This window comes from Rhizobium sp. R693 (assembly GCF_002211315.1).
Lineage (GTDB): Bacteria > Pseudomonadota > Alphaproteobacteria > Rhizobiales > Rhizobiaceae > Rhizobium.
The window spans coordinates 23,821-43,583 of record NZ_LOKY01000007.1 but is presented as its reverse complement, the minus strand read 5'-3'; the positions used below and the strand labels follow the sequence as shown (position 1 = coordinate 43,583).

Annotated in this window: 17 protein-coding genes and 5 pseudogenes; 13 read left to right on the top strand and 9 right to left on the bottom strand. The window is 59.6% G+C overall.

Translation table 11 applies throughout. The features are described 5' to 3' along the window. Nucleotides 1-14: 14 nt before the first annotated feature. The 6 genes and pseudogenes from ATY79_RS30440 to ATY79_RS08430 all read right to left on the bottom strand — a co-directional run. Nucleotides 15-164 (bottom strand): annotated as a pseudogene (locus ATY79_RS30440) (DUF1214 domain-containing protein); the annotation flags it as partial. 151 nt (nucleotides 165-315) lie between these two features. Then, nucleotides 316-1,425: a sulfite oxidase gene (locus ATY79_RS08450; protein ID WP_280950873.1), complete on the bottom strand. Its 1,110-nt coding sequence runs from the start codon at nucleotides 1,423-1,425 to the stop codon at nucleotides 316-318. A 209-nt stretch (nucleotides 1,426-1,634) separates the two neighbouring features. After that, nucleotides 1,635-2,306 (bottom strand): DUF938 domain-containing protein, encoded by a 672-nt coding sequence (locus ATY79_RS08445; protein ID WP_088703473.1) that lies wholly within the window; start codon nucleotides 2,304-2,306, stop codon nucleotides 1,635-1,637. A 474-nt stretch (nucleotides 2,307-2,780) separates the two neighbouring features. Next, on the bottom strand, nucleotides 2,781-5,000 hold the full coding sequence (locus tag ATY79_RS08440; protein WP_088703472.1) for a xanthine dehydrogenase family protein molybdopterin-binding subunit: 2,220 nt from the start codon (nucleotides 4,998-5,000) through the stop codon (nucleotides 2,781-2,783). Between the two features lie 3 nt (nucleotides 5,001-5,003). After that, nucleotides 5,004-5,462, bottom strand: coding sequence for a (2Fe-2S)-binding protein (locus tag ATY79_RS08435; RefSeq protein WP_088703471.1), 459 nt, complete (start codon nucleotides 5,460-5,462; stop codon nucleotides 5,004-5,006). A 221-nt stretch (nucleotides 5,463-5,683) separates the two neighbouring features. After that, a complete protein-coding gene (locus tag ATY79_RS08430) occupies nucleotides 5,684-6,631 on the bottom strand; it encodes an AraC family transcriptional regulator (protein ID WP_189637983.1) in 948 nt (315 codons plus the stop codon). Nucleotides 6,632-6,813: 182 nt separating this feature from the next. On the opposite strand from ATY79_RS08430, the gene ATY79_RS30790 reads away from it, so the two are divergent. The 4 genes and pseudogenes from ATY79_RS30790 to ATY79_RS31340 all read left to right on the top strand — a co-directional run bounded on the left by ATY79_RS30790 (nucleotide 6,814) and on the right by ATY79_RS31340 (nucleotide 8,736). Next, nucleotides 6,814-6,975 carry a hypothetical protein gene (locus ATY79_RS30790; protein ID WP_189637978.1) on the top strand — a complete coding sequence of 54 codons (162 nt, stop codon included), beginning with the start codon at nucleotides 6,814-6,816 and terminating at the stop codon, nucleotides 6,973-6,975. Nucleotides 6,976-7,022: 47 nt separating this feature from the next. Continuing rightward, nucleotides 7,023-7,460, top strand: a pseudogene (locus ATY79_RS08420) (transposase); the annotation flags it as partial. A gap of 260 nt (nucleotides 7,461-7,720) precedes the next feature. After that, nucleotides 7,721-8,527 (top strand): DUF2092 domain-containing protein, encoded by an 807-nt coding sequence (locus tag ATY79_RS08415; RefSeq protein ID WP_088703468.1) that lies wholly within the window; start codon nucleotides 7,721-7,723, stop codon nucleotides 8,525-8,527. After that, nucleotides 8,524-8,736 carry a hypothetical protein gene (locus ATY79_RS31340; protein WP_088703467.1) on the top strand — a complete coding sequence of 71 codons (213 nt, stop codon included), beginning with the start codon at nucleotides 8,524-8,526 and terminating at the stop codon, nucleotides 8,734-8,736. Before ATY79_RS08415 ends, ATY79_RS31340 begins: the two co-directional genes overlap by 4 nt. 210 nt (nucleotides 8,737-8,946) lie before the next feature. Here the strand turns inward: ATY79_RS31340 and ATY79_RS08405 are convergent. Both ATY79_RS08405 and ATY79_RS30785 read right to left on the bottom strand, forming a co-directional pair. Next, nucleotides 8,947-9,363: pseudogene (locus ATY79_RS08405) on the bottom strand (transposase); the annotation flags it as partial. Nucleotides 9,364-9,852: 489 nt separating this feature from the next. Further along, nucleotides 9,853-11,247 (bottom strand): hypothetical protein, encoded by a 1,395-nt coding sequence (locus ATY79_RS30785; RefSeq protein WP_189637977.1) that lies wholly within the window; start codon nucleotides 11,245-11,247, stop codon nucleotides 9,853-9,855. Between the two features lie 314 nt (nucleotides 11,248-11,561). Here ATY79_RS30785 and ATY79_RS08385 point away from each other — a divergent pair, with 314 nt between their 5' ends. The 4 genes and pseudogenes from ATY79_RS08385 to ATY79_RS08365 form a co-directional block, all read left to right on the top strand. After that, nucleotides 11,562-11,852 (top strand): type II toxin-antitoxin system prevent-host-death family antitoxin, encoded by a 291-nt coding sequence (locus tag ATY79_RS08385; RefSeq protein WP_088703463.1) that lies wholly within the window; start codon nucleotides 11,562-11,564, stop codon nucleotides 11,850-11,852. Further along, nucleotides 11,849-12,226 (top strand): type II toxin-antitoxin system VapC family toxin, encoded by a 378-nt coding sequence (locus ATY79_RS08380; protein WP_088703462.1) that lies wholly within the window; start codon nucleotides 11,849-11,851, stop codon nucleotides 12,224-12,226. Before ATY79_RS08385 ends, ATY79_RS08380 begins: the two co-directional genes overlap by 4 nt. A 254-nt stretch (nucleotides 12,227-12,480) precedes the next feature. Beyond that, nucleotides 12,481-13,626 (top strand): annotated as a pseudogene (locus tag ATY79_RS08370) (tyrosine-type recombinase/integrase). A gap of 330 nt (nucleotides 13,627-13,956) precedes the next feature. Beyond that, a pseudogene (locus tag ATY79_RS08365) lies at nucleotides 13,957-14,193 on the top strand (integrase core domain-containing protein); the annotation flags it as partial. Between the two features lie 35 nt (nucleotides 14,194-14,228). Here the strand turns inward: ATY79_RS08365 and ATY79_RS08360 are convergent. Beyond that, complete coding sequence (locus ATY79_RS08360; RefSeq protein WP_088703460.1) at nucleotides 14,229-15,524, bottom strand: MFS transporter; 1,296 nt, start codon at nucleotides 15,522-15,524, stop codon at nucleotides 14,229-14,231. A gap of 310 nt (nucleotides 15,525-15,834) precedes the next feature. Here ATY79_RS08360 and ATY79_RS08355 point away from each other — a divergent pair, with 310 nt between their 5' ends. From ATY79_RS08355 to ATY79_RS08335, 5 genes are read left to right on the top strand one after another with little or no spacing between them, the layout of a single operon-like run. Further along, nucleotides 15,835-16,029, top strand: coding sequence for a nitrate reductase (locus tag ATY79_RS08355; RefSeq protein ID WP_088703459.1), 195 nt, complete (start codon nucleotides 15,835-15,837; stop codon nucleotides 16,027-16,029). A 7-nt stretch (nucleotides 16,030-16,036) separates the two neighbouring features. Beyond that, nucleotides 16,037-16,534: a ferredoxin-type protein NapF gene (locus ATY79_RS08350; protein WP_088703458.1), complete on the top strand. Its 498-nt coding sequence runs from the start codon at nucleotides 16,037-16,039 to the stop codon at nucleotides 16,532-16,534. Further along, the gene (locus ATY79_RS08345; protein ID WP_088703457.1) at nucleotides 16,527-16,811 is read left to right on the top strand and encodes a chaperone NapD; all 285 of its coding nucleotides are present in this window, start codon (nucleotides 16,527-16,529) and stop codon (nucleotides 16,809-16,811) included. The genes ATY79_RS08350 and ATY79_RS08345 overlap by 8 nt, the downstream gene beginning before the upstream one ends. Beyond that, nucleotides 16,786-19,293 carry a periplasmic nitrate reductase subunit alpha gene (gene napA, locus ATY79_RS08340; protein ID WP_088703456.1) on the top strand — a complete coding sequence of 836 codons (2,508 nt, stop codon included), beginning with the start codon at nucleotides 16,786-16,788 and terminating at the stop codon, nucleotides 19,291-19,293. The genes ATY79_RS08345 and napA overlap by 26 nt, the downstream gene beginning before the upstream one ends. Then, a complete protein-coding gene (locus ATY79_RS08335) occupies nucleotides 19,260-19,763 on the top strand; it encodes a nitrate reductase cytochrome c-type subunit (RefSeq protein ID WP_088703455.1) in 504 nt (167 codons plus the stop codon). Before napA ends, ATY79_RS08335 begins: the two co-directional genes overlap by 34 nt.

The window sequence follows — 19,763 nt, the reverse complement described above, 5'->3', positions numbered from 1 at the left end:
TGGTGACCTTAGGACTACTGCACCTTAGTGATCGGCGGGCCCTTCCATGTGCCGTTTAGAGCAGCTTCCTTCGGCCAATAGAGTCGCATTGGTATCCAGAATGCACCTTTTGGCGCAGGAATCCAGTTGGATTCCTTGTCAGCCCCAGGAGATTCGTTCTTCAATCGAGGCGCTGCAGCCGTGGATCAAGCGCTTGTTAGAATGGCAATTGGTGCAAAGCGCTGGGCGAACCCAAGCGACCGGCTATTTTGTCGATCCAGCTCTGTTGCGCCGCCATGATTTCATAGGCGGAACGACTCCGCCCCATGCGGGTGATTAGATCACGAATTCCTCCTCGCACGTCTGTGGCTCGGGAACGACCGTAACCTCCACCGGAACGATCCAATTGGCCGCGTAGCTCTCGCAGTCGGAACGCGGGAGATCGGGCTGCACGCACCCCGACCCATCGATCGCGCGACATCGCAGTATATATCGCCCCACTTCTTCAGGGGTCCACATGTACTCCCACAAGCGCCATGCAAAGGGACGTTCTGTTTCGAGGAGCCTTCCCTCGCGCCAGCCCCTGCCATCTCCGGTGCAGATCTGCACCTGCCGGATAACAGCCTCTCCGCTCCAGGCGGCTCCGAAAATCCGGTACGGTCGGCCGGCGATGAGCCGCGCCCCCTGTACGGGACGCGCGATCTGCGCTTTGACCTCCATCTCCGCAAGGGGGACCAGCCTGGGTTCCCCGAGGCTGCGCTCCCAACGGAAATAGTCGCGCGCCTGCCAGTAGCCAAGGAACGGTTGCTCCACAACCGTGATATGCGTAATCCACTTGACCCAAGCCATGCCGAACCAACCACCCACGACCGCGCGTAGCGGGTAGCCGTGATCGCGCGTCAACGGCTCCTCGTTCATCGAATAGGCAAGGATCGTGCTGTCAGCGATGGCCTTCTCAAGCGGTAAACTGCGCGCAAAAGCGATGGGGCCGGGAGAAGCCGTTTTCTTGTTCGTGTCGACGACACCGCTGTCTGCGCCTACGAGCAGAACCTCATGTGCGGTTCGCTTAACGCCCGCCATTTCTAGAATCTCGCGCAGAAGAACACCTGTCCACACGGCATTGCCGACGGCTCCATTCTGCCACTGCAACCCCTCCTTCGGCGGCACATAGTAGACGCGCCCGTTCCCTGCGCACTCGACGACGGCGTTGAAAGTCGTGCTCCGCATCGCCTTGATGCTGTCGAGGTCAAGTTCGATCGGCCGCTCTACCGCCCCGCCAACGCGCAATCTCCAGTCTCGCGCATCGAGGTCCGGCGATGGGAAATGGTTTCGCACGAAAAAAAGTTCGGTTGGGATCAGCCAATCGGAGAGTGACGCAAACGGAAACTCGATGTTCTGTGGGGATTTCTGTCGAACTATTAGACTGGGTTGCTCTGGTGTCGGCATCGTCCTCGTCTCCCCTTCCAAGAGCACAATGTTGGCACTCGGTCGCGCGAATTCCGGTGCGATCACACCGCCCCTCGCAGTGCGTCTGTCGCGTTCCGTCTTCGGCCCCATTCTAGCACATACCGCACGTTCCTCGGATCGGCCTCGAACGGCAGCAAAGGGACCGAATGCTGCTATAGGCCCACGTCTCTTTCGCGCCCGCTTGTCGTTCAGGCACTACCGCTGGAGAAGACCAGCAACATATTGTTGGTAGGCATCTCGATCGTCTCGCGGAGATTAAGTCCAGCGGCCTCACCCACTTGCTCAAGATCAGCGATATCACGCACACCCCAGGATGGGTTGCGCTCCTTTAGAGCCGCGTCGAATGCAGCGTTCGAGGGGGCGTTGTGTGCCCCGTCGCGCATGAACGGGCCGTAGAGAAGAAGAAGCCCACCAGGGTGAAGCAAACGGCCAGCTCCTGCGAACAATCCTAAGCTTGCCGCCCATGGCGCGATATGGATCATATTGATCGACACGATGGCGTCAAAATGCCCCGTCTGTTCGACGCCCCACTGTCCTGAGCACACATCAATATCCCGCGGTGCCAGCACATTCTTCAGCCCTGCGAATTTGATCCAGCTAGACGTGCTGGTGCGGGCGTCGGCATCCGGATCGCTCGGCTGCCAGGTGAGGTTGGGCATTGCTCCCGCAAAACACACGGCGTGCTCGCCGGTCCCGCATCCAATCTCCAGCACGGCGCCACGTGTTGGAAGGAGACGTTTTAGGACCGCGAGGATCGGCGCCGAATTTCGCGCAACGGAAGGTGAGAACAAGCGCTGGTCGGCGCTTATGTCGCGCTGTTCCAGCGCAACAGGCGAACGGTCCTTCTTCTCTGGGGGCATTGGCCTTGAATCCCCTTTGGGCGATGTCTCCCACCCTATAGCTGAAATGATGGGACTGAAACCAAGGATTTCGGACTTACGAAGGGGGTCGTCGGCGCGTGCGTTCGGCCGAGGGCGACCGAACGTCCACTTCGCGTCAGATCACACCCCCGCCAGGCTCAAGGTCTACTTTCGAAAATTGGAGCCCGGAAGCCGACCGACGGCTTTCGTGAAGAGTTTCGGGCGCCGGCAGGCGTACGAAAGTCCCCGAGGAAGGAACCCGCGGGGGCGGTTCAGATCAAATCCAGCAACGCGAGCTCTCCATCAGCCTGAGCCGGCCGGAAGCCGGCAACAACATGCCGCTCAGTCCGGATGTCTCCGATCCTTCGCGTTGATGAGATCGGAACCGCAGACCAGGAGAAGATGGCCCTTCTTATTCAGAAGCCCAATGTCGCGAGCGGATTCCCAGCCGCCGTCGCGGCTGGGGACAACAAATCACGTATTTAGTGTCTTAGAGAAGGGCATGGACTGTATCCGCTTGCCCAGCGCCTTGTAGACGGCATTGGCAACGGCAGGGCCGACGGGCGGAACACCCGGCTCGCCGATGCCCGAGGGCGGATTGGCAGAGGCGAGGATATGAACCTCCACCGCCGGCATCGCATCGATCCGTAGAGGCGTGTACATGTCGAAGTTACCCTGATCTACCTTGCCAGACGTCAAGGTGATTTCCTCGCCCAGAATGGCGCCCAGGCCGAAACCAATTCCACCTTCGACTTGCGCGCGGACCTGATCCGGATTGACCGCCAGGCCGCAATCGACGGCTGCGATGACGCGTTCGACCTTGATGCCGCCGCTTCCGTCGGTCGAAACCTCCGCAATCTGCGCGACGACCGACCCGAAGCTCTCCGCAACCGCAACACCGCGGAAACGACCTTTCGGCAGCGGCTTGCTCCATTCGGCCTTCTCCGCGGCGAGCTTGAGCACGATCGCATGACGCGACTGCGGCTCGAGCATCGAAAGACGGTACTCGATCGGATCACGCCCCGCCGTCTCGGCAATCTGGTCGATGAAAGCTTCGGCGGCGAAGGCGGTATGGGTCGACCCTACGGACCGCCACCAGAGGACGGGCACCCCGACATCCGTGGTCGTCAGACCAACCGTCTGATTGGGAATGGCATAGGGCAGGTTGCTCGCCCCTTCAACCGATGTCGGGTCGACCCCGTTCTGAACCATGCCCTCGAAAGCAGTCTTCGCCATGATGGATTGACCGACGATATGGTCGCTCCAGGCAACGAGCTTTCCGTCGCCATCGATCCCGGCCTTGAGCTTGTGCACATAGGAGGGGCGATAGCGGCCCGCCCGCATGTCGTCCTCGCGGGTCCACTGCACCTTCACCGGCGCCCGGAATCCGATTGCCTTGGCGACATAGACGGATTCGACGACCACATCGCCATCGAACACGGCGCGGCGGCCGAAGCTGCCACCGGATTTCATGACGTGCAGTTGCACCTTGTCGGGCGTAATGCCGACGATCTGCCCGGCGAGCATCTGGTAGACATCGGGGAACTGATGTCCGCCCCAGATTTCCAGTGTCCCGTCCTCGTTCCGGCGGGCGACCGCATTGAGCGGTTCCATCGCCGAATGCGCCAGGTAAGGAAACTCGAAGGTTGCCTCGATGACCTTGGTCGCAGCCGCAAAGCCGACTTCGACATCGCCGTCCTTGCGCGCGAGGGCCACCGGCGCCTTTTCCGCAAGGTCCCGGTACATCGCCATGAGTTCGGGCGTGCTCCGCTTTTCGGCCGCCGCATCGTCCCACACGACATTGACGGCTTCGCGGCCCTTGATCGCAGCCCACATATGCTCGCCGACAACGGCAATGCCGCGGGGCGTCTCGACGACATCGACGACCCCCTTCACGGCTCTTGCCGCGGCGGCATCGAAAGACTTGACCTTGGCACCGAACATGGGCGGGTGGATCATCACCGCCGTCAGCATGCCGGGCAGTTTGACGTCAATCGTGTATTGCTCTGTTCCATTCGCCTTGCGGGCGCTATCGAACCGCTTCAGCTTGGCATTGCCGATCAGTTTCCAATCAGCAGGCTGCTTGAGCTTCACGTCGGCGGGCACCGGCACGGCTGCAGCCTTGGTCGCGAATACCCCGAAGCCGGCCGTCTTGCCGGAGGGGTGCGCCAGCACACCGTTTTCGACCGTGATCTCCGACGGTTGAACGCCCCATTCCGTTGCAGCAGCAGCCACAAGCATGGCACGCGCCGCAGCGCCCGCCTTGCGGTAACGCTCCCAGGAAGTCACCATCGACGTGGAGCCACCTGTTCCCTGGATGGCGCCGCCGAAGGCGACATTGCCATAGGCCTTCACGTTGCCGGCAACTCCGCGGACATCGATGGCCTGCCAATCGGCGTCGAGCTCTTCCGCGACGAGCGTGGCAAGGCCGTTATAGGATCCCTGCCCCATTTCGAACTGCGACGATAGCACCATGACCTGGCCGTTCTCGTCTATCGTCAGATAGGGTGTGAAGGCCGCCGCCTTGTGGCCGTCCGCCGCCGTTTCGCTTGCGACCGCAGAGGATGCGGAAAGGATATGATAGCCCACGGCGATGCCGCCGCCGGCGGCCAGCGCGCCGAGCATGAACTGCCGACGGGAGGCCTGCCTCTTCGCCACAGGAAGCGAGAGGGATTGCATCAGTTTCGGGATCATCGTTCAGGCCTCCAAACGCTTGGCAGCTTCGTGAATGCCGGCACGAATGCGATGATAGGTGGCGCAACGACAGAGATTGCCGGTCATCGCAGCGTCGATATCATCATCGGTGGGCTTCGAATTGTTCGTGAGCAGATCGGTCGCCGACATGATCTGGCCGGACTGACAATAACCGCATTGCGGCACGTCGAGATCGGCCCAGACCGTCTGCACGGTTTGCGCCACCTTGCCCGAGAGCCCCTCGATAGTCGTCACCTTTGCCTCGCCGACATCACCGACGAATGTCTGGCAGGAACGCACCGCCGCGCCGTCGAGCAGCACGGTGCAGGCGCCACATTGCGCCATGCCGCAACCGAATTTCGTTCCAGTCAGGCCAACGAGGTCCCGGATTACCCAGAGAAGCGGCATATCCGGCTCCGCCTCGACCTTGTATTCGTTGTCGTTTATCGTCAAAGTCACCATGGTCTTCTCCTCGCGTTGTGGCGCACGCTTACGGAACATCGGCCCTGGCCCAGCCGGTCCGGACTCCTTTGAAGTCGTCATCTGCCGGGTAAACCTATAAGACCATCCCGAGGCCCGATAGGTTCGATCCTGTCTGATTATTGCCTGATCCTGTCACAAAGCTCACAATGGGCCAATTCCGACCTCAAGCTTTCCCGCGGCCACTCCAGCCACCAACTGCGCTAGCCGACCGAGCCCCGGCTTGCTGAATCGCCTGAATTGAGGATCGCCTTGACGTCGCGCAGGGGTGGATGGCCGAACATGCGGCGATATTCGCGGCTGAACTGGGTGGGACTTTCGTAGCCGACCCTGAGCGCCGCCGTCGCCGCATCGAGCGATCCGGAAAGCATCAGTTCCCGCGCATGGTGCAGCCGAAGATGCTTCTGGAATTGCAGCGGACTCATCGTTGTCATCGCGCGGAAATGATGGTGCAGCGTGGAGACGCCCATATTTGCCATGTCTGCCAGGGCCTCGACACGAAGCGGCATCGTGTAGTTCTCCTTCAGCCAGGCAACCGCCTTTGCCACGCGGTTGCTGTTGGTTCCGGCGAACGCAAATCGGCGCAGCCGTGCGCCCTGCTCGCCGGTGAGAAGGCGGTAATAGATCTCATTCTGAATATGATTTGCCATGAACGGTATGTCGTTCGGCGAATTCACCAGCGAAATCAGTCGCCAGAAAGCATCGTACAGTTCCGGCGTAACCGTACCGACTACGACGCCGCGGTCGCGATCGGACATATCCGTCGGATGCAGATCGTGGCTGGCAATAAATCGCCGAAGCGCTTCGAGATCCAGCCGCAGCCTTGCGGCGACATAGGGCTCTGTCTTGCTCGCCTCGCAGATCTGGCCGGTCATCGGCAGCCCTATCGTTGTCAGGAAGAAGCGAGTTTCATCATAGACGAGTGTTTCGTCTCCGATACGGACGCGCTTGCTGCCGCCGATGATCAACGAGAGGCTGGGTTCATACAGATGGAAGAAAGGCCCAGCGGGTTCGACGACCCGATAGAGCGAAAGCCCCGGTATGTCGTGCCTGAAGCTCACGCCGTCCCACGGCAATTGCGACAGAACGCCGAGAATCCGCGAGCGGGTTGCCGCAGTCTGAGCCTTGAGATCCTCTTCGTCAGACAAAATTTCCTCCTTTGAGCCTTCCCATCCAATTGTCGCCTATCTCGCGATCGCTCTCCAGTGTTATCGCATTATTTTGATTTCCAGAGTATTGGGCAAGAATTCAGCAGGAACACGCTACCGCCTTGCGGCCGCGGGCGCTACGTCTTTCGCTCCCGACACAAGGGCGCTACCGCGTTCTGAAGGTCATGAAAATCGCATCGATTTCCATTCTCACCGGTCTGGCGATCTGCCCGTCCCGCGCTGCGGCCGATGGCGACGTGACCCATGGCGAGACGCTCGTCGCCCTTTGCGGCTCGCCGCCGCGTGCCACGGCAAGGGAAAAGCGCTTAAACGAAAACTGTAGTTAGTCGCGGAAGTCGTGCTCTGAGCCGAGCCGCCTCCGGATATGGATGTTTCAGAACCCGTCCGCGATCCCGATACGGGCCATATGATCTCGTCCGTAGTGGCTGCAGCTTTGTGCATAAAACCGCGCGGCCTGCTGACAGATCGTCAGGCCAGAAAGGTCAATGCATTGAAGCAGGGCTCTCGAGCGTTCGCCATCATGCGTGGCTTGGCCATGCGCTTCAACGGCATCTTGCGCAGCAGGCGCTCGCAAGCACTGGATGAATGGATCGACGATGCCATCGACACCGTGTTCACGGCAATCATGCTTTTCGCCAGCGTTTTGCGCCGGGATATTGATGCCGTAAAAAATGCAATCGAACTCCCGTGGAGCAACGGCCAAGCCGAAGGGCAGATCAACCGCCTCAAGATGCTGAAGCGAGCAATGTACGGTCGCGCCGGCCCAGAAATGATGAGGGCGAGAATGCTGCCGCTGAATCACAGAAAGTGAGGATGAACCAAACTTCCAGCCTGGCGACCGGGCGAGGCCCATCGCCGATCTAAGGAAGGCGGGCCCGCCGGCGTCACACGAAGTACGAGCATCGATGCTGCTGCCGCTTCAGTTCGTCCGTGCTTGTGCCACGTTGACCGGCGTACGGCCAGTGTCTGGGGCCGTAACCGCATAGATGCTACCAGATGTTACGGGCGTTTTCCGTCGCCCGACTGTAGAGTTCGCCGATTGCAACAATCCACTCAGGAGGGCATGCGTCGATGACCAGACCATCAGGAAGATCCCAGCATTGTTTCGCTGCGGCTTTCGCGGCCGGGGCGTTCGCCTTGATCGCTTCGGGATTCTTGTCGGCAACCCATGCCGACGAAGCTGACGCCAGGCAGTTGCTCAAGGCGATGTCTGACTACTTGACGGCGCAGCAGTCGATCTCGTTCGGCTACGACACGAATCTCGAATTCGTTACCGCCGACCATCAGAAGCTCCTGCTTGCCAGCACCGGGACCGTTGCACTCAAGCGGCCTGACAAGCTTCGCGCGACGCGGGAAGGCGGGTTCGCGAGCATCGAAATGATCTTCAACGGAAAAACGTTGACGGTGGTCCGCAAGGATACCAACCTTTACACGGAGGTTGAAGCGCCCGGTACGCTGGATAATCTCATCGACGAGCTACGAAACAAGTACCACAGACCGGTTCCCGGCGCAGATTTGCTCTCGTCAACTGTCTACGACGCTCTGATGACTGACGTGGTCGACGTGAAGGACCTTGGCAGCGGAGTAATCGGTGGCGCCGAATGCGACCATCTGGCGTTTCGCAACAAAGACGTCGACTGGCAGATATGGATCGCGCAAGGCGAGCGCCCCTATCCATGTCGTTATGTCATCACCTCCAAGGAGGTCGATCAGGCGCCGCAATACAGCGTCCAGGTCAGGGACTGGAAAACCGGCAGCGAAGTTGCCGCGGACGATTTTGGCTTCAAGAACGAGGGCGGTGCGAAGAAAGTCGATGTGAGGGAACTTACCGATACCGATGAATTGCCGGATCACATTGCCAAAGGAGGCGCGCAATGACCGTGTCGAGGAAACTGAAAATAGCGCTGCTTGTTTGCAGCGTCGGATTTCTGGGGTTGCAAGCGACGGAACAACTCTTACCCCCGAGTTCGTACGGCCTGATCTCGCCGGCCGAGGCGAGGGTCGGACGCCCGTTTACACCGGTCAGCGCGGCCGGAGTGGCGCGGCGCTCGGTGCGGCGCTGCGCGGCCGGAATCTACTACTGTTAGCGCCTTGCGTAGCGGCGTAGCTAGTTTCCGTCCATAAACGCGCATATTTTGTAGCGTTTGCCATCGCTTATCTTCGGTTGGCATCGCCTGGGGGACCTGGACGGGATTATTGGCGGTGGTTTTCGTCAGAGCGGCGTTGCAGGGTGGTGGCGGGGGCGCCACGAGGGCCGGCATGGGCCGGTGCGAGGCAGTTGCGATGCCCGGTCGGCATCAGGTCGGTTTGAGGCGGGTGAGGAGGACGAGGTTGTAGGCCACGACCGAGGACCAGACGTAACTCTTGAAGTGATCGAGGCCGCGCCAGGTGCAGCGTGCCAGGCCGTAAGCGCGTTTCAAGCACGATATTCCGGCTTCGATGCCGGCGCGGAAGTTGCGCAGCTTGCGATAGATCCACTTGCTTTTGACCATGTCCTCGATCCTGAGGCCGGCCTTTTTGTGGAAGGCCATGTCGCGAACGCCCCAGGCCTTCGCTGTGGTCAAGTTGTTACGCGTGGCATAGCCGCCATCGGCCGCCGCCTGCCGTGGCGCGTGGCCATAGAAAGCGATGTGGCGCTCCAGCATTGGCAGCAAGCGATCGCTGTCGGCCGGATTGCCTGCTTCGATCACCAGATCGAGGATCATGCCGCTCCTAATGGCATTAACTTCCGCTGCTCATGATGCTTTCGGGTTGCGTTTCTCACTTCCGATAAGCAATGCTTATCGGAAGTGATTGATTTGTGCTCGCAAATCACTGAGAATCATACTGTGAGGCCCTTGGAACCTCACAGTTTGATTGGCCAGAGGTCATATCAGGCGAGGACCCGAATGCGTATCTCGACGAATGTTGATAAGGCTGCCGGACACTCCGAGGAGTTGATTGAGCTTGTCGTCCTGCATTCTGCTACCCGAAGCAATGGAACAATCGCGCCACCGATCGGTGCAACAGGCGTCAAGCGACTATAACGACCCGACACGGCGCAACGGTCGGGCGGTATACTCTGAGCCATCGCCAAAACCTCTTACATTCCAGCCGGTCAATACAGGTCGCTCAACGGATCTGGGTAGGCTTCAAGAAGCGTATCCTTATGCAGGTTGTCGATTACGCAACGTTTGTCGGTATGCGGGCATTGCGCTTCTAAGCTATGCAGCTTTTATCGGTCCACCTGCTTGCGAGATAAAGGCCTCGAACAGATGGCGCCAGTCATCCATCGAATGTGGAGAGTTTTTCATTGCCGAGAGCAATGTCTTATGTCGCTCCAGCACGCCACGGCTAGGAAATACCTTCCCGGACAGACTCTGGCACGCTTCCAGGATCTTCTCATCTGACCAGTATCCATGCGAAGCCTTTTTCAAGGTATAGTCGAGTTCCTCAGCGAGTACTTCTCGAGGATATTGGTTCAAGGCCTTCTTGGCACTGCCGATGTCGTGATCTTGCAGTTCGCGGAAGCTGGGAAAATGTCCGAGTTCGGCCGCGAGTGCTTCCACTTCCTTTCGAACATTTTCCGGCGACCAGTATCCGTGCTCCCGCATGCTGCGACCGGACCCATTGAACGTTACCTCTGTACCAAGTTTGGCCGCGATAGCAGAGATTAATTCCGCTCTTCGATCTGCGTTTACCACCTCGTGAGGACGGATTTCGACAGCTTGGAAGCCCGCGTCGAGATACATCGCGATTTTAGCTCTAAGCCTTTTGAAATATTCGATGCTTCGTCGCGATTCATTTTCGCGGGCATACATAACGACCTCAACCACGACGCTTCGTATGATGAAGTCGGGAAAAGCCCGCCCACCAGCATGACAAAATTCGTGATGGATGAGTATCTCTTCTGGTTCTACACCCAGATGCAGCAAGATACCCTCATAGGCAGCGACCTCGCGGAAAGAGTCCAGGGCAATCCCATTTGCCGTGACAGGCTTTTCCTTAAAATTCATGCTCGGATATCTGGCACGGATCGCTGTTTCAAACTGGTGGAACCCCCCGTATTTGCGCTCGATCATCGCTTTCAATGCGCCCTCGCCCATCTGACGCAATTCGAATGGTCGCGGACCGAAGTCGAAGTCCGCAAACTTCCGGAGATAGGCTTCCGCTACAGTTTCCTGCGTCCAATACCCGGCGGGCATGCGCTTCCTATTTGGCTGCAAATCTGCCTCTCGGCCAATGCGGTCGATGTCGGCCGCCTTGAGGAGAGTGACTGCCCTGTCATAGCCGTGGTCGCGAAGATCTTGATGCGTCGGTCGTCGATTGAGCTTCCTCCACACGTCTTGCACGGCCTGTTCGCAGCGTGACTTTGTCCAGGTGACCCGGGCCTGAGGCTCGGGAAGAGCGGGGTTCCCGCATATTTCTCGGATCTGCCGGGCACTCAGTTTTCCGGCAAGAGCGCCGCAATCATTTTCTCTTAGGTCCGCATGGCTCGGTCGACGGCCCAGTTTCGTCGCAACAGCGCGGATCGTGGTTTCTATAAGCTTGGCGGCTTGCGACCCTTCCCTGAGCATCTCGTCCGTATATTTGAAGTTCTTTCGACGTGAACCTGTCATAGCGTTCCCCCAGCGTATAGTTCGCGGGTCAGTTTAAAACGATCGACCGTTGAGATTCTGTGCCAGTACTGATGAGAATTGTAATCTTCTACTTTTCGGCGAAGAAGAAGACGAGCGCTTAGCGAGATCGCAGAGGAGATACAGCGTGGGTCCTACGAAGTTCCAACTACAATCAAAAGGAAACCATCAACGAAAAGGCGCAGGCAAGGGGACGCAGATAGGGCGGTTCTTATCGGAAGTGAGATGTACATCGCCTTTGTACGTTCGCTGATACGGTGCTATAAAGCCGCCAGGAACCAATATCGGAGGCGTCGATGCCGCAGACCCGCTACAAGATCAGCGAAGCGCGGAAAAATTTCGCCGAGGTGCTCGAACGCGCCAACCAGGGCGAGGAAATCGTCATCATGCGCGGCAATGAGGTCTATGCCCGCATCGGCCCGGCCGACGGTGGCAAGCGCCCGTTCGGCCTGTTGCGCCAGCGGGACCTGCCCGATGACCTGTTCGACGAAGATGATGCCGAACAGGCCGCGATCGACGCCGGCGACTGGAACGACGATGTCGGCGTCTGGCAGGGCGGGGCTACCGGTCCCAAGACCAGGGCATGAAGGTTCTGCTCGATAGTCACGCGGTCTACTGGTGGACGATCGGCAGCGACCGGCTTTCCGTGAAGGCGCGGTCGCTGATCGAGAACAAGGGCAACACCGTTCTCGTCAGCGCCGTTTCCTTCTACGAGCTGGACAACAAGATGCGCCTGCGAAAGCTCGACCTGAAGCCGCAGGAATTGCGGGCGGCAGTGGCTGCCAGCGGACTGCAGACGCTCGCCATCAGTGATCTGCACGCCGAACTGGCAGCGGCCTTCGACTGGGACCATCGCGATCCCTGGGACCGGATCCTGGCGGCGCAGGCGCGCCTGGAACATTGCGACTTCGTCTCCACCGATGTCGCATTCGACGCGATTTTGCATGAGCGCGTCTGGTAGAGGGCAATAGCGAAAATTTGCGTCGAGATTGCCGAGGCGGCGGAGCGACTGGATGAACTGATCGACCTTGCCCTGCGCGACGATGAGGTTGTCATCTGTTCTGACGGGCACCCCGTCGCTGTCATCGAGGCAATGCTTGGGAGGGGTCACGGCACGATCGATTCCGTTTTGACACCGGCAGCCGGGGGTCGCCCGACGATCACTGGCCAGACCGCAGACCACGATGCCATCCAGGGCGAGAACGGACCGTCAAGATGAGCAAGGCGTCTTCAGCTTCGATCGAGAAGCGCGCCGGGGAGCTCGACACGATCGCCGCGGTGCTGCCGATCGAGCGCCGCGACGAGCTGGCCGAACTGCCGACCGACCAGGACGTGGAGACGCTGCGGCATCTGGTCAATGCCGGCATGGGCGACAATACGCTGCGGGCGCTGACCTCCGACCTCGCCTATCTGCAGGCCTGGTCGCTGGCGGCGACCGGCAGCCCCCTCCCCTGGCCGGCACCGGAAGCGCTGCTTTTGAAGTTCGTGGCGCATCATCTTTGGGACCCGGAAAAACGTCACACTGATCCGGACCACGGCATGCCGGCCAAGGTCCAATACAGTCTTCGTGACCAGGGTTATCTGAGAGCCAGCGGCCCGCATGCGCCCGACACGGTGCGCCGGCGCCTCGCCACCTGGTCGACGCTGACGAAATGGCGTGGCCTTGACGGCGCCTTCGCCTCCCCGTGCCCTCAAATCGGCGATCCGCCTGGCGGTCCGCGCCAGCAGCAGGCCGCGTCGCCGCAAAAGCGCGAAAGCGGTGACATCAGATGTGTTGGCAAAGTTGCTGGCCACCTGCAACAGCGGCAGCCTGCGCGACATCAGAGACCGGGCGATCCTGATGGTCGCCTTCGCCTCCGGCGGCCGCCGGCGCAGCGAAGCGGCCGGCCTGCGCAAGGAGCAGCTCACGGTAGAACCCGCAATCGAGGTCGAAGACGGCCCTCCCCTGCCCTCACTTGCCATCCATCTCGGCCGTACCAAGACGTCCGGTGCCGACCAGGAGGAGGTGGTCTATCTGACCGGCCGGCCGGTGGAGGCGCTGTACGCCTGGCTGGCCGCCGCTAAGATCGATAGCGGCAGTGTGTTTCGGGCGATTGATCGCTGGGGCAACGTCTCCCGCCGGGCGCTCGATCCGAAAGCGGTCAATGACATCGTCAAGCAGCGCGTGAGAATGGCGGGTCTCGAGCCGGGGGAGTTTTCGGCGCACGGGCTGCGATCGGGCTATCTCACGGAAGCGGCCAAACGCGGGATACCGCTCCCTGAGAGGCAATGGAACAGTCGCGCCATCGATCGGTCCAGCAGGCATCCAGCTACTACAGCAACGCGACGCGGAGAAGCGGAAAGGCAGCTCGATTGCTGTGAAGGCCTGACGCAGTCACGCCCTTAGCGAGGCGTCGCCATTGAACTGAATAACCTTGCGTCAGACCAACACCGGGATGAAAAGCCACTTTGTGGTCAATGAGGTTCGCACGTTCGGCACTGTCTTAGGATTTGGTGCCCGATTTTGGACAAGTTACGTGACGACATGCATCACCAATTATGTCGGTGCGACTATGTAGAATGACGCAGAGCATGCCGTATCAAAGACGGGTCTCGTCTTTTGGGCTCATGCCGCCGCAAGCGGGATATTGGTGCTGTCATCCAACCGGTAACCGTATGTGAGCTTGATCAGGCTCGATCGACCGAGCCACCCATCCCTGGACCAATGGTCAGGTCGAACGGATGAACCGCACGACCAAGAACGCGACGGTAAAGCGCTTTCATTACGACGACCATGATCAGCTACGCTGGCATATGAGCGACTTTATTGACGCCTACGATTTTCGGCCGTCGGCTGAAAGCGCTGCGGGGTCTAAAACCCTACGAACTCGTCTCAAAATCTGGACAACAGAGCCGCAAAGATTCACGACCGATCCTATCCATCAAATGCCGGAGGCGACGCAGACAAACCTCTTTGAGCTTTTCTACACGGTAGCCTTGGAATCGAGAGCCGTGGCCGGCCGGCCCAATATCTGCCCAACGATCAGGACGAGAACCGCAGCCAATGCGAGACAAAAGGCAAGGAAGAACATCGGCGCAATTGTGCTGCCGGTTGTATCCTTGATCCAAGGGACAACATTTTGTGCTATGAAGCCTCCGAGATTCCCCACCGAGTTGATGGCGGCAAGTCCGGCCGCTGCCCCCGCACCCCGGAGGAACCGTGAGGGAAGGCTCCAAAACACCGGCTGCCCCGCGAAAATTCCAGCCGCTGCCATACATAGAAACAGGAATTGCATCGTGTGATTAGGAATGATTGCCGACAATACAAGGCAAATGGCCCCCACGAGCGCGGGAATGACGATATAGGGGGTCTTCGACGCTGCTCGGTCGGCAGCGGCAGGCACGGCATAAAGAGCAACGGCGACCAGAACCCAGGGTATGATATTTAACAGACCATTGGTCGTGTTGCTGACGCCAAAGCCCTTGACGATCGTTGGGAGCCAATAGCTCAAACCGTAGGCTGCGAGGGGAAACCCGACGTAGCATAGCGACATCAACAGGACGCGCGGGTTGATCAGCGCTTTGAACCCGTCGCCAGATGACGCTTCCATGCCGGCATTTTCCTTGGCGAGACGGTCTTTCAGCCAAGTCTTTTCCGCATGGCTGAGGAACGGCGCATCGTCGGGTCTGTCTGCCAGGTAAAGCAGGGTAACAACGCCCGCAATAACAGCCGGTATTCCCGTTGCAATGAAGACCCATTGCCATCCCGCAATCCCATAAAGCCCGTCCAGATCCAGCAACACACCGCCCAACGGTGCGCCGAGCGCATTGGCGATGGCACTGAAGATCATAAACAGACCAACCATGGTGCCGCGATAGGCCGACGGATACCACAGTGTCAGCAGATAGAGGACGCCAGGAAAGAACCCTGCCTCGCACGCCCCAAGCAGGAAGCGAAGAATGTAAAACATCGTCGCATTCTGCGTGTAGGCGAGAGCAATCGTGACCGCGCCCCACGAAACAAGAATGCGGGCAAACCACTTGCTGGCGCCAAATTTGTCGAGAAGCAGATTGCTCGGGACCTCGAATATGAAATATCCAACAAAGAACAGAGATGCGCCCAGCCCATAGGCGTATTCGCTCATTCCAAGAGCCCCGACCATATCGAGCTTGGCAAAGCTCACATTCTGGCGGTCGATGTAGGCAATCAGATATAAAATACCAAGGAACGGCATGAGCCGCCACGTTATCTTGGAAATGAGTTGCTTCTCAACAATCACGCAGCTTCCTCCTTTTTTCAACGAGTGACATAGCGAAGATAGAGCGCTAGCACGTTAATCAACCCAAAAGTGCGTCCAGCGGACAACATTCGAGGACGCCACAACCTTATGGAGATGCTGCGCTGCTATTTTTACCCTCGGATTTCAGCGCCTATGATCGTGCGGTTTCGCAGGGCTGACGACCACCGAGGGCGGCGCTTTGCGACAGGCTCGGCGCAACGCAGACGGTTCCTCATGGAACGACGCAAACACAAGCTGTGCTACCCATGACGGGATTGCTGTGTTATCGTCGGTTGTGAGGGAGGCAGCCATGCCTGAGCTTCTACAAAGAGCCCCAACAACTGACGGCCCGCCTTCGCGGCGGCGGCTGGAGTTTTTGACTTTCCTGATATTGGCGTTCGGAATCTGGCCGTTGGTCGCGGTCGGAGTCGTGGGCGGCTACGGCTTCATCGTGTGGATGATCCAAGTTGTATTCGGCCCCCCTGGTCCACCGGCGGCGCACTGAGGCGGCCATGAGCAAAATCTCGAGACGTCAATTCCTTTCTGGCAGCCCGGCGACGGCAAATGTCGGCCCTTTTCCACCCGGTGCATCAGCCGCAACGATTGCAGACGTCTGTACGGGTTGTGGCAGATGCATGGAGCGATGTCCGACCGGGATAATACGAATGGCAGGCGGTCTGCCATCCCTCGATTTCTCGCAAGGCGAATGTACATTTTGCGGAGAATGCGCCCAGGCATGTCCAGAACCGGTTTTCTTGGCCGAGCGCGTATTCCGGCTTCCTGTCGTCGCGGCAATAAGCGATGATTGCCTCGCGCAACGACGGATCGCATGCCAGTCGTGCGCCGACGCATGCTCCGAACAAGCCATTCGTTTCCGTCCTCGCATGGGCGGCCCCTTCGTGCCGGAGCTCGACGGTGCAAAGTGCACTGGATGCGGCGCATGCCTCAACATCTGTCCGGCGGACGCGATTTCATTGCGGGCGCGCACCGTGGAGGCGGCGGATGTCTGACGGGCGGTCCCATTATCACGTATCAAGTGCTGTCGTTGCCACTGTGCCACCCAGCACCGAGCGTGTGCTTGCCGCGCTCGGCAAGATGGAGAACGTGGAAATCTACGCCCATTCCGGCGGCAAGATCATCATCGTCATCGAAGGAACGAGTACTGGCCAACTGGGTGCGTGTCTGTCGCAAATCTCTCTCTTGGACGGAGTGATCGCGGCGAACATGGTGTTCGAGCATGTCGAGGAGGAGATGCAGTGCAATGACGGGAGAATTGACAAGGCGTGACATTCTGAAAGCTCAGGCTGCGGCCGTGGCTGCTGCTGCAGCGGGCATTGCGCTTCCTGCTTCCGCCCAGCCAGTGCCTGGCGGCGTCAGCGCTCTGCAGATCAAATGGTCCAAGGCCCCATGCCGTTTCTGTGGGACTGGCTGCGGCGTCATGGTTGGCGTCAAGAATGGCCAGGTGGTCGCCACCCATGGCGACATGCAGGCGGAGGTCAACCGCGGCCTGAACTGCATCAAGGGCTACTTCCTGTCGAAGATCATGTACGGCGAGGACCGGCTGAAAACGCCGCTTCTGCGCAAACGCAACGGTGTCTATGCCAAGGACGGCGAGTTCGAACCAGTGAGTTGGGACGAAGCCTTCGACGTGATGGCCGCACAGTGCAAGAAGGTGTTGAAGGAAAAGGGCCCGACGGCCGTCGGCATGTTTGGCTCGGGCCAGTGGACGATCTTCGAGGGTTACGCGGCCACAAAGCTCGTGCGGGCGGGGTTCCGTTCCAACAACCTCGACCCCAATGCACGGCACTGCATGGCGTCGGCCGCCTATGCCTTCATGCGCACTTTCGGCATGGACGAGCCGATGGGCGTGTATGACGATTTCGAGAATGCCGATGCTTTCGTGCTTTGGGGTTCGAACATGGCGGAGATGCACCCGATCCTTTGGACACGCGTCGCCGACCGCCGGCTCGGGCAGCCGCATGTCCGCGTCGCGGTGCTTTCCACCTTCACCCATCGCAGCATGGATCTCGCGGACATCCCGATCATCATCAAGCCGGGGACTGATCTTGCAATCCTCAACTACATCGCCAATCACATCATCCAGACCGGCCGCGTCAACCAGGACTTCGTAGAGCGGCATACGCGGTTCGTGCGCGGCGTTACTGACATCGGCTATGGCTTGAGGCCAGATAACCCGTTGGAAGTGGCCGCTGCCGGCGCGGCCGATCCGACGAAGGTGGAGCCGATCGACTTTGACGCCTTCAAGACCTTCGTTTCCGAATACACCCTGGATAAGACGTCGAAACTGACCGGCGTCGATTCCGGCTTCCTCGAGCAGTTGGCGGAACTCTATGCGGATCCCAGCCGCAAGGTCATGTCGCTCTGGACCATGGGCTTCAACCAGCATGTACGTGGTGTCTGGGCCAATCAGATGGTCTACAACATTCACCTTTTGACGGGAAAGATATCCGAGCCAGGCAACAGCCCGTTCTCCCTGACTGGCCAGCCGTCCGCCTGCGGCACCGCACGCGAAGTCGGAACGTTTGCACATCGTCTTCCAGCGGACATGACCGTCACCAATCCCGAACATCGCAAGCGGGCAGAAGAGATCTGGCGCATCCCGAACGGCATCATCCCCGACAAGCCGGGCTACCACGCCGTGCAGCAGGACCGGATGCTCAATGACGGCAAACTCAATTTCTATTGGGTGCAGACCACCAACAACGTTCAGGCCGCCCCCAACACAAGCAACGAGACCTGGAAGGGCTATAGAAACCCGGACAACTTTATCGTCGTCTCCGATGCCTATCCGACGATCACTGCGATGAGCGCCGACCTCATCTTGCCGGCGGCCATGTGGGTGGAAAAGGAGGGGGGCTTCGGCAATGCGGAACGCCGCACCCAACTCTGGCGCCAGCTTGTCCAGGCGCCCGGAGAGGCACGCTCTGACCTTTGGCAAATCGCGGAATTCTCCAAGCGCTTCACGACCGACGAGGTCTGGCCCGCAGACATTCTCGACGCAAACCCGGACTATCGCGGCAAGACGCTTTACGATGTGATCTTCCGCAACGGCGAGGTGGATCGCTTTGCACTCAGCGACACCGATCCCGGCTATGACAACAACGAAGCAAAGGCCTTCGGCTTCTACATCCAGAAGGGCCTGTTCGAGGAATACGCCACGTTCGGGCGCGGACACGGCCACGACCTTGCGCCCTTCAACATGTACCACGAAGTGCGCGGACTGCGCTGGCCGGTGGTCAACGGAAAGGAGACGCTCTGGCGTTATCGCGAGGGCTTCGATCCATTTGTGAAGGAGGGCGAGGGCGTGAATTTCTACGGTCAGCCGGACGGCAAGGCGGTCATCATCGCCGTGCCCTACGAGCCACCGGCCGAATCGCCGGACGACGAGTTCGACTTCTGGCTCGTCACCGGCCGCGTGCTCGAGCACTGGCATTCCGGGTCGATGACGATGCGTGTACCAGAGCTCTTCAAGGCCTTCCCTGGCGCGCGTGTCTTCATGAACGCCGATGACGCACGCAAGCGCGGCATCAACCAGGGGGCGGAAGTCCGCATCATCTCACGCCGTGGCGAGATCCGCTCGCGCGTCGAAACCCGTGGTCGCAACCGTATGCCGTCCGGCGTCATCTTCGTTCCCTGGTTCGATGCCAGCCAGCTCATCAACAAGGTTACCCTCGACGCCACCGATCCCATCTCCAAACAGACGGATTTCAAGAAATGCGCGGTCAAGATTGTTCCCGTGGCCGTGTGAGGCGGCCTGAATGGATGGCCGTTGCGGCAGGTTTGCTGCTTTTCGTCGCGACGGCCGCGATTGCTCAAGTGATATCCACAACGACGCCCCAGCTGGTCGGACGGACGCCCTCGATGGCGGTTGGCCCGGCAGCGCCCTTGCCGAAGTGGATCGTTGACGACCAGCGCCGGATGCGCGCCTATCCCGACCAGCCGCCGATAATCCCTCATTCGATCGAGGGCTACGAGTTGTCGGTGAACGCCAACCGATGCATGTCCTGCCACAAGCGCGAATTCACGCAGGAGTCCGGCGCGCCAATGATCAGCGTGACGCACTACATGACGCGTGACGGCCAGATGCTCGCCGACGTTTCGCCACGGCGCTATTTCTGCACCGCATGTCACGTGCCGCAGGCGGATGTGCGGCCACTTGTGAACAACCTCTTCCGGGACATGAGTGAGATGGGCGTCAAGCCCACTGGAAGCGAGTGA

What these genes read in the sequence shown, in the direction of transcription:
- ATY79_RS08450 (WP_280950873.1), bottom strand. Translation starts at nt 1,425, where the DNA reads ATGCCGACACCAGAGCAACCCAGTCTAATAGTTCGACAGAAATCCCCA.
- ATY79_RS08445 (WP_088703473.1), bottom strand. Translation starts at nt 2,306, where the DNA reads ATGCCCCCAGAGAAGAAGGACCGTTCGCCTGTTGCGCTGGAACAGCGC.
- ATY79_RS08440 (WP_088703472.1), bottom strand. Translation starts at nt 5,000, where the DNA reads ATGATCCCGAAACTGATGCAATCCCTCTCGCTTCCTGTGGCGAAGAGG.
- ATY79_RS08435 (WP_088703471.1), bottom strand. Translation starts at nt 5,462, where the DNA reads ATGGTGACTTTGACGATAAACGACAACGAATACAAGGTCGAGGCGGAG.
- ATY79_RS30790 (WP_189637978.1), top strand. Translation starts at nt 6,814, where the DNA reads ATGAAAATCGCATCGATTTCCATTCTCACCGGTCTGGCGATCTGCCCG.
- ATY79_RS08415 (WP_088703468.1), top strand. Translation starts at nt 7,721, where the DNA reads ATGACCAGACCATCAGGAAGATCCCAGCATTGTTTCGCTGCGGCTTTC.
- ATY79_RS31340 (WP_088703467.1), top strand. Translation starts at nt 8,524, where the DNA reads ATGACCGTGTCGAGGAAACTGAAAATAGCGCTGCTTGTTTGCAGCGTC.
- ATY79_RS30785 (WP_189637977.1), bottom strand. Translation starts at nt 11,247, where the DNA reads ATGACAGGTTCACGTCGAAAGAACTTCAAATATACGGACGAGATGCTC.
- ATY79_RS08385 (WP_088703463.1), top strand. Translation starts at nt 11,562, where the DNA reads ATGCCGCAGACCCGCTACAAGATCAGCGAAGCGCGGAAAAATTTCGCC.
- ATY79_RS08380 (WP_088703462.1), top strand. Translation starts at nt 11,849, where the DNA reads ATGAAGGTTCTGCTCGATAGTCACGCGGTCTACTGGTGGACGATCGGC.
- ATY79_RS08355 (WP_088703459.1), top strand. Translation starts at nt 15,835, where the DNA reads ATGCCTGAGCTTCTACAAAGAGCCCCAACAACTGACGGCCCGCCTTCG.
- ATY79_RS08350 (WP_088703458.1), top strand. Translation starts at nt 16,037, where the DNA reads ATGAGCAAAATCTCGAGACGTCAATTCCTTTCTGGCAGCCCGGCGACG.
- ATY79_RS08345 (WP_088703457.1), top strand. Translation starts at nt 16,527, where the DNA reads ATGTCTGACGGGCGGTCCCATTATCACGTATCAAGTGCTGTCGTTGCC.
- napA (WP_088703456.1), top strand. Translation starts at nt 16,786, where the DNA reads ATGACGGGAGAATTGACAAGGCGTGACATTCTGAAAGCTCAGGCTGCG.
- ATY79_RS08335 (WP_088703455.1), top strand. Translation starts at nt 19,260, where the DNA reads ATGCGCGGTCAAGATTGTTCCCGTGGCCGTGTGAGGCGGCCTGAATGG.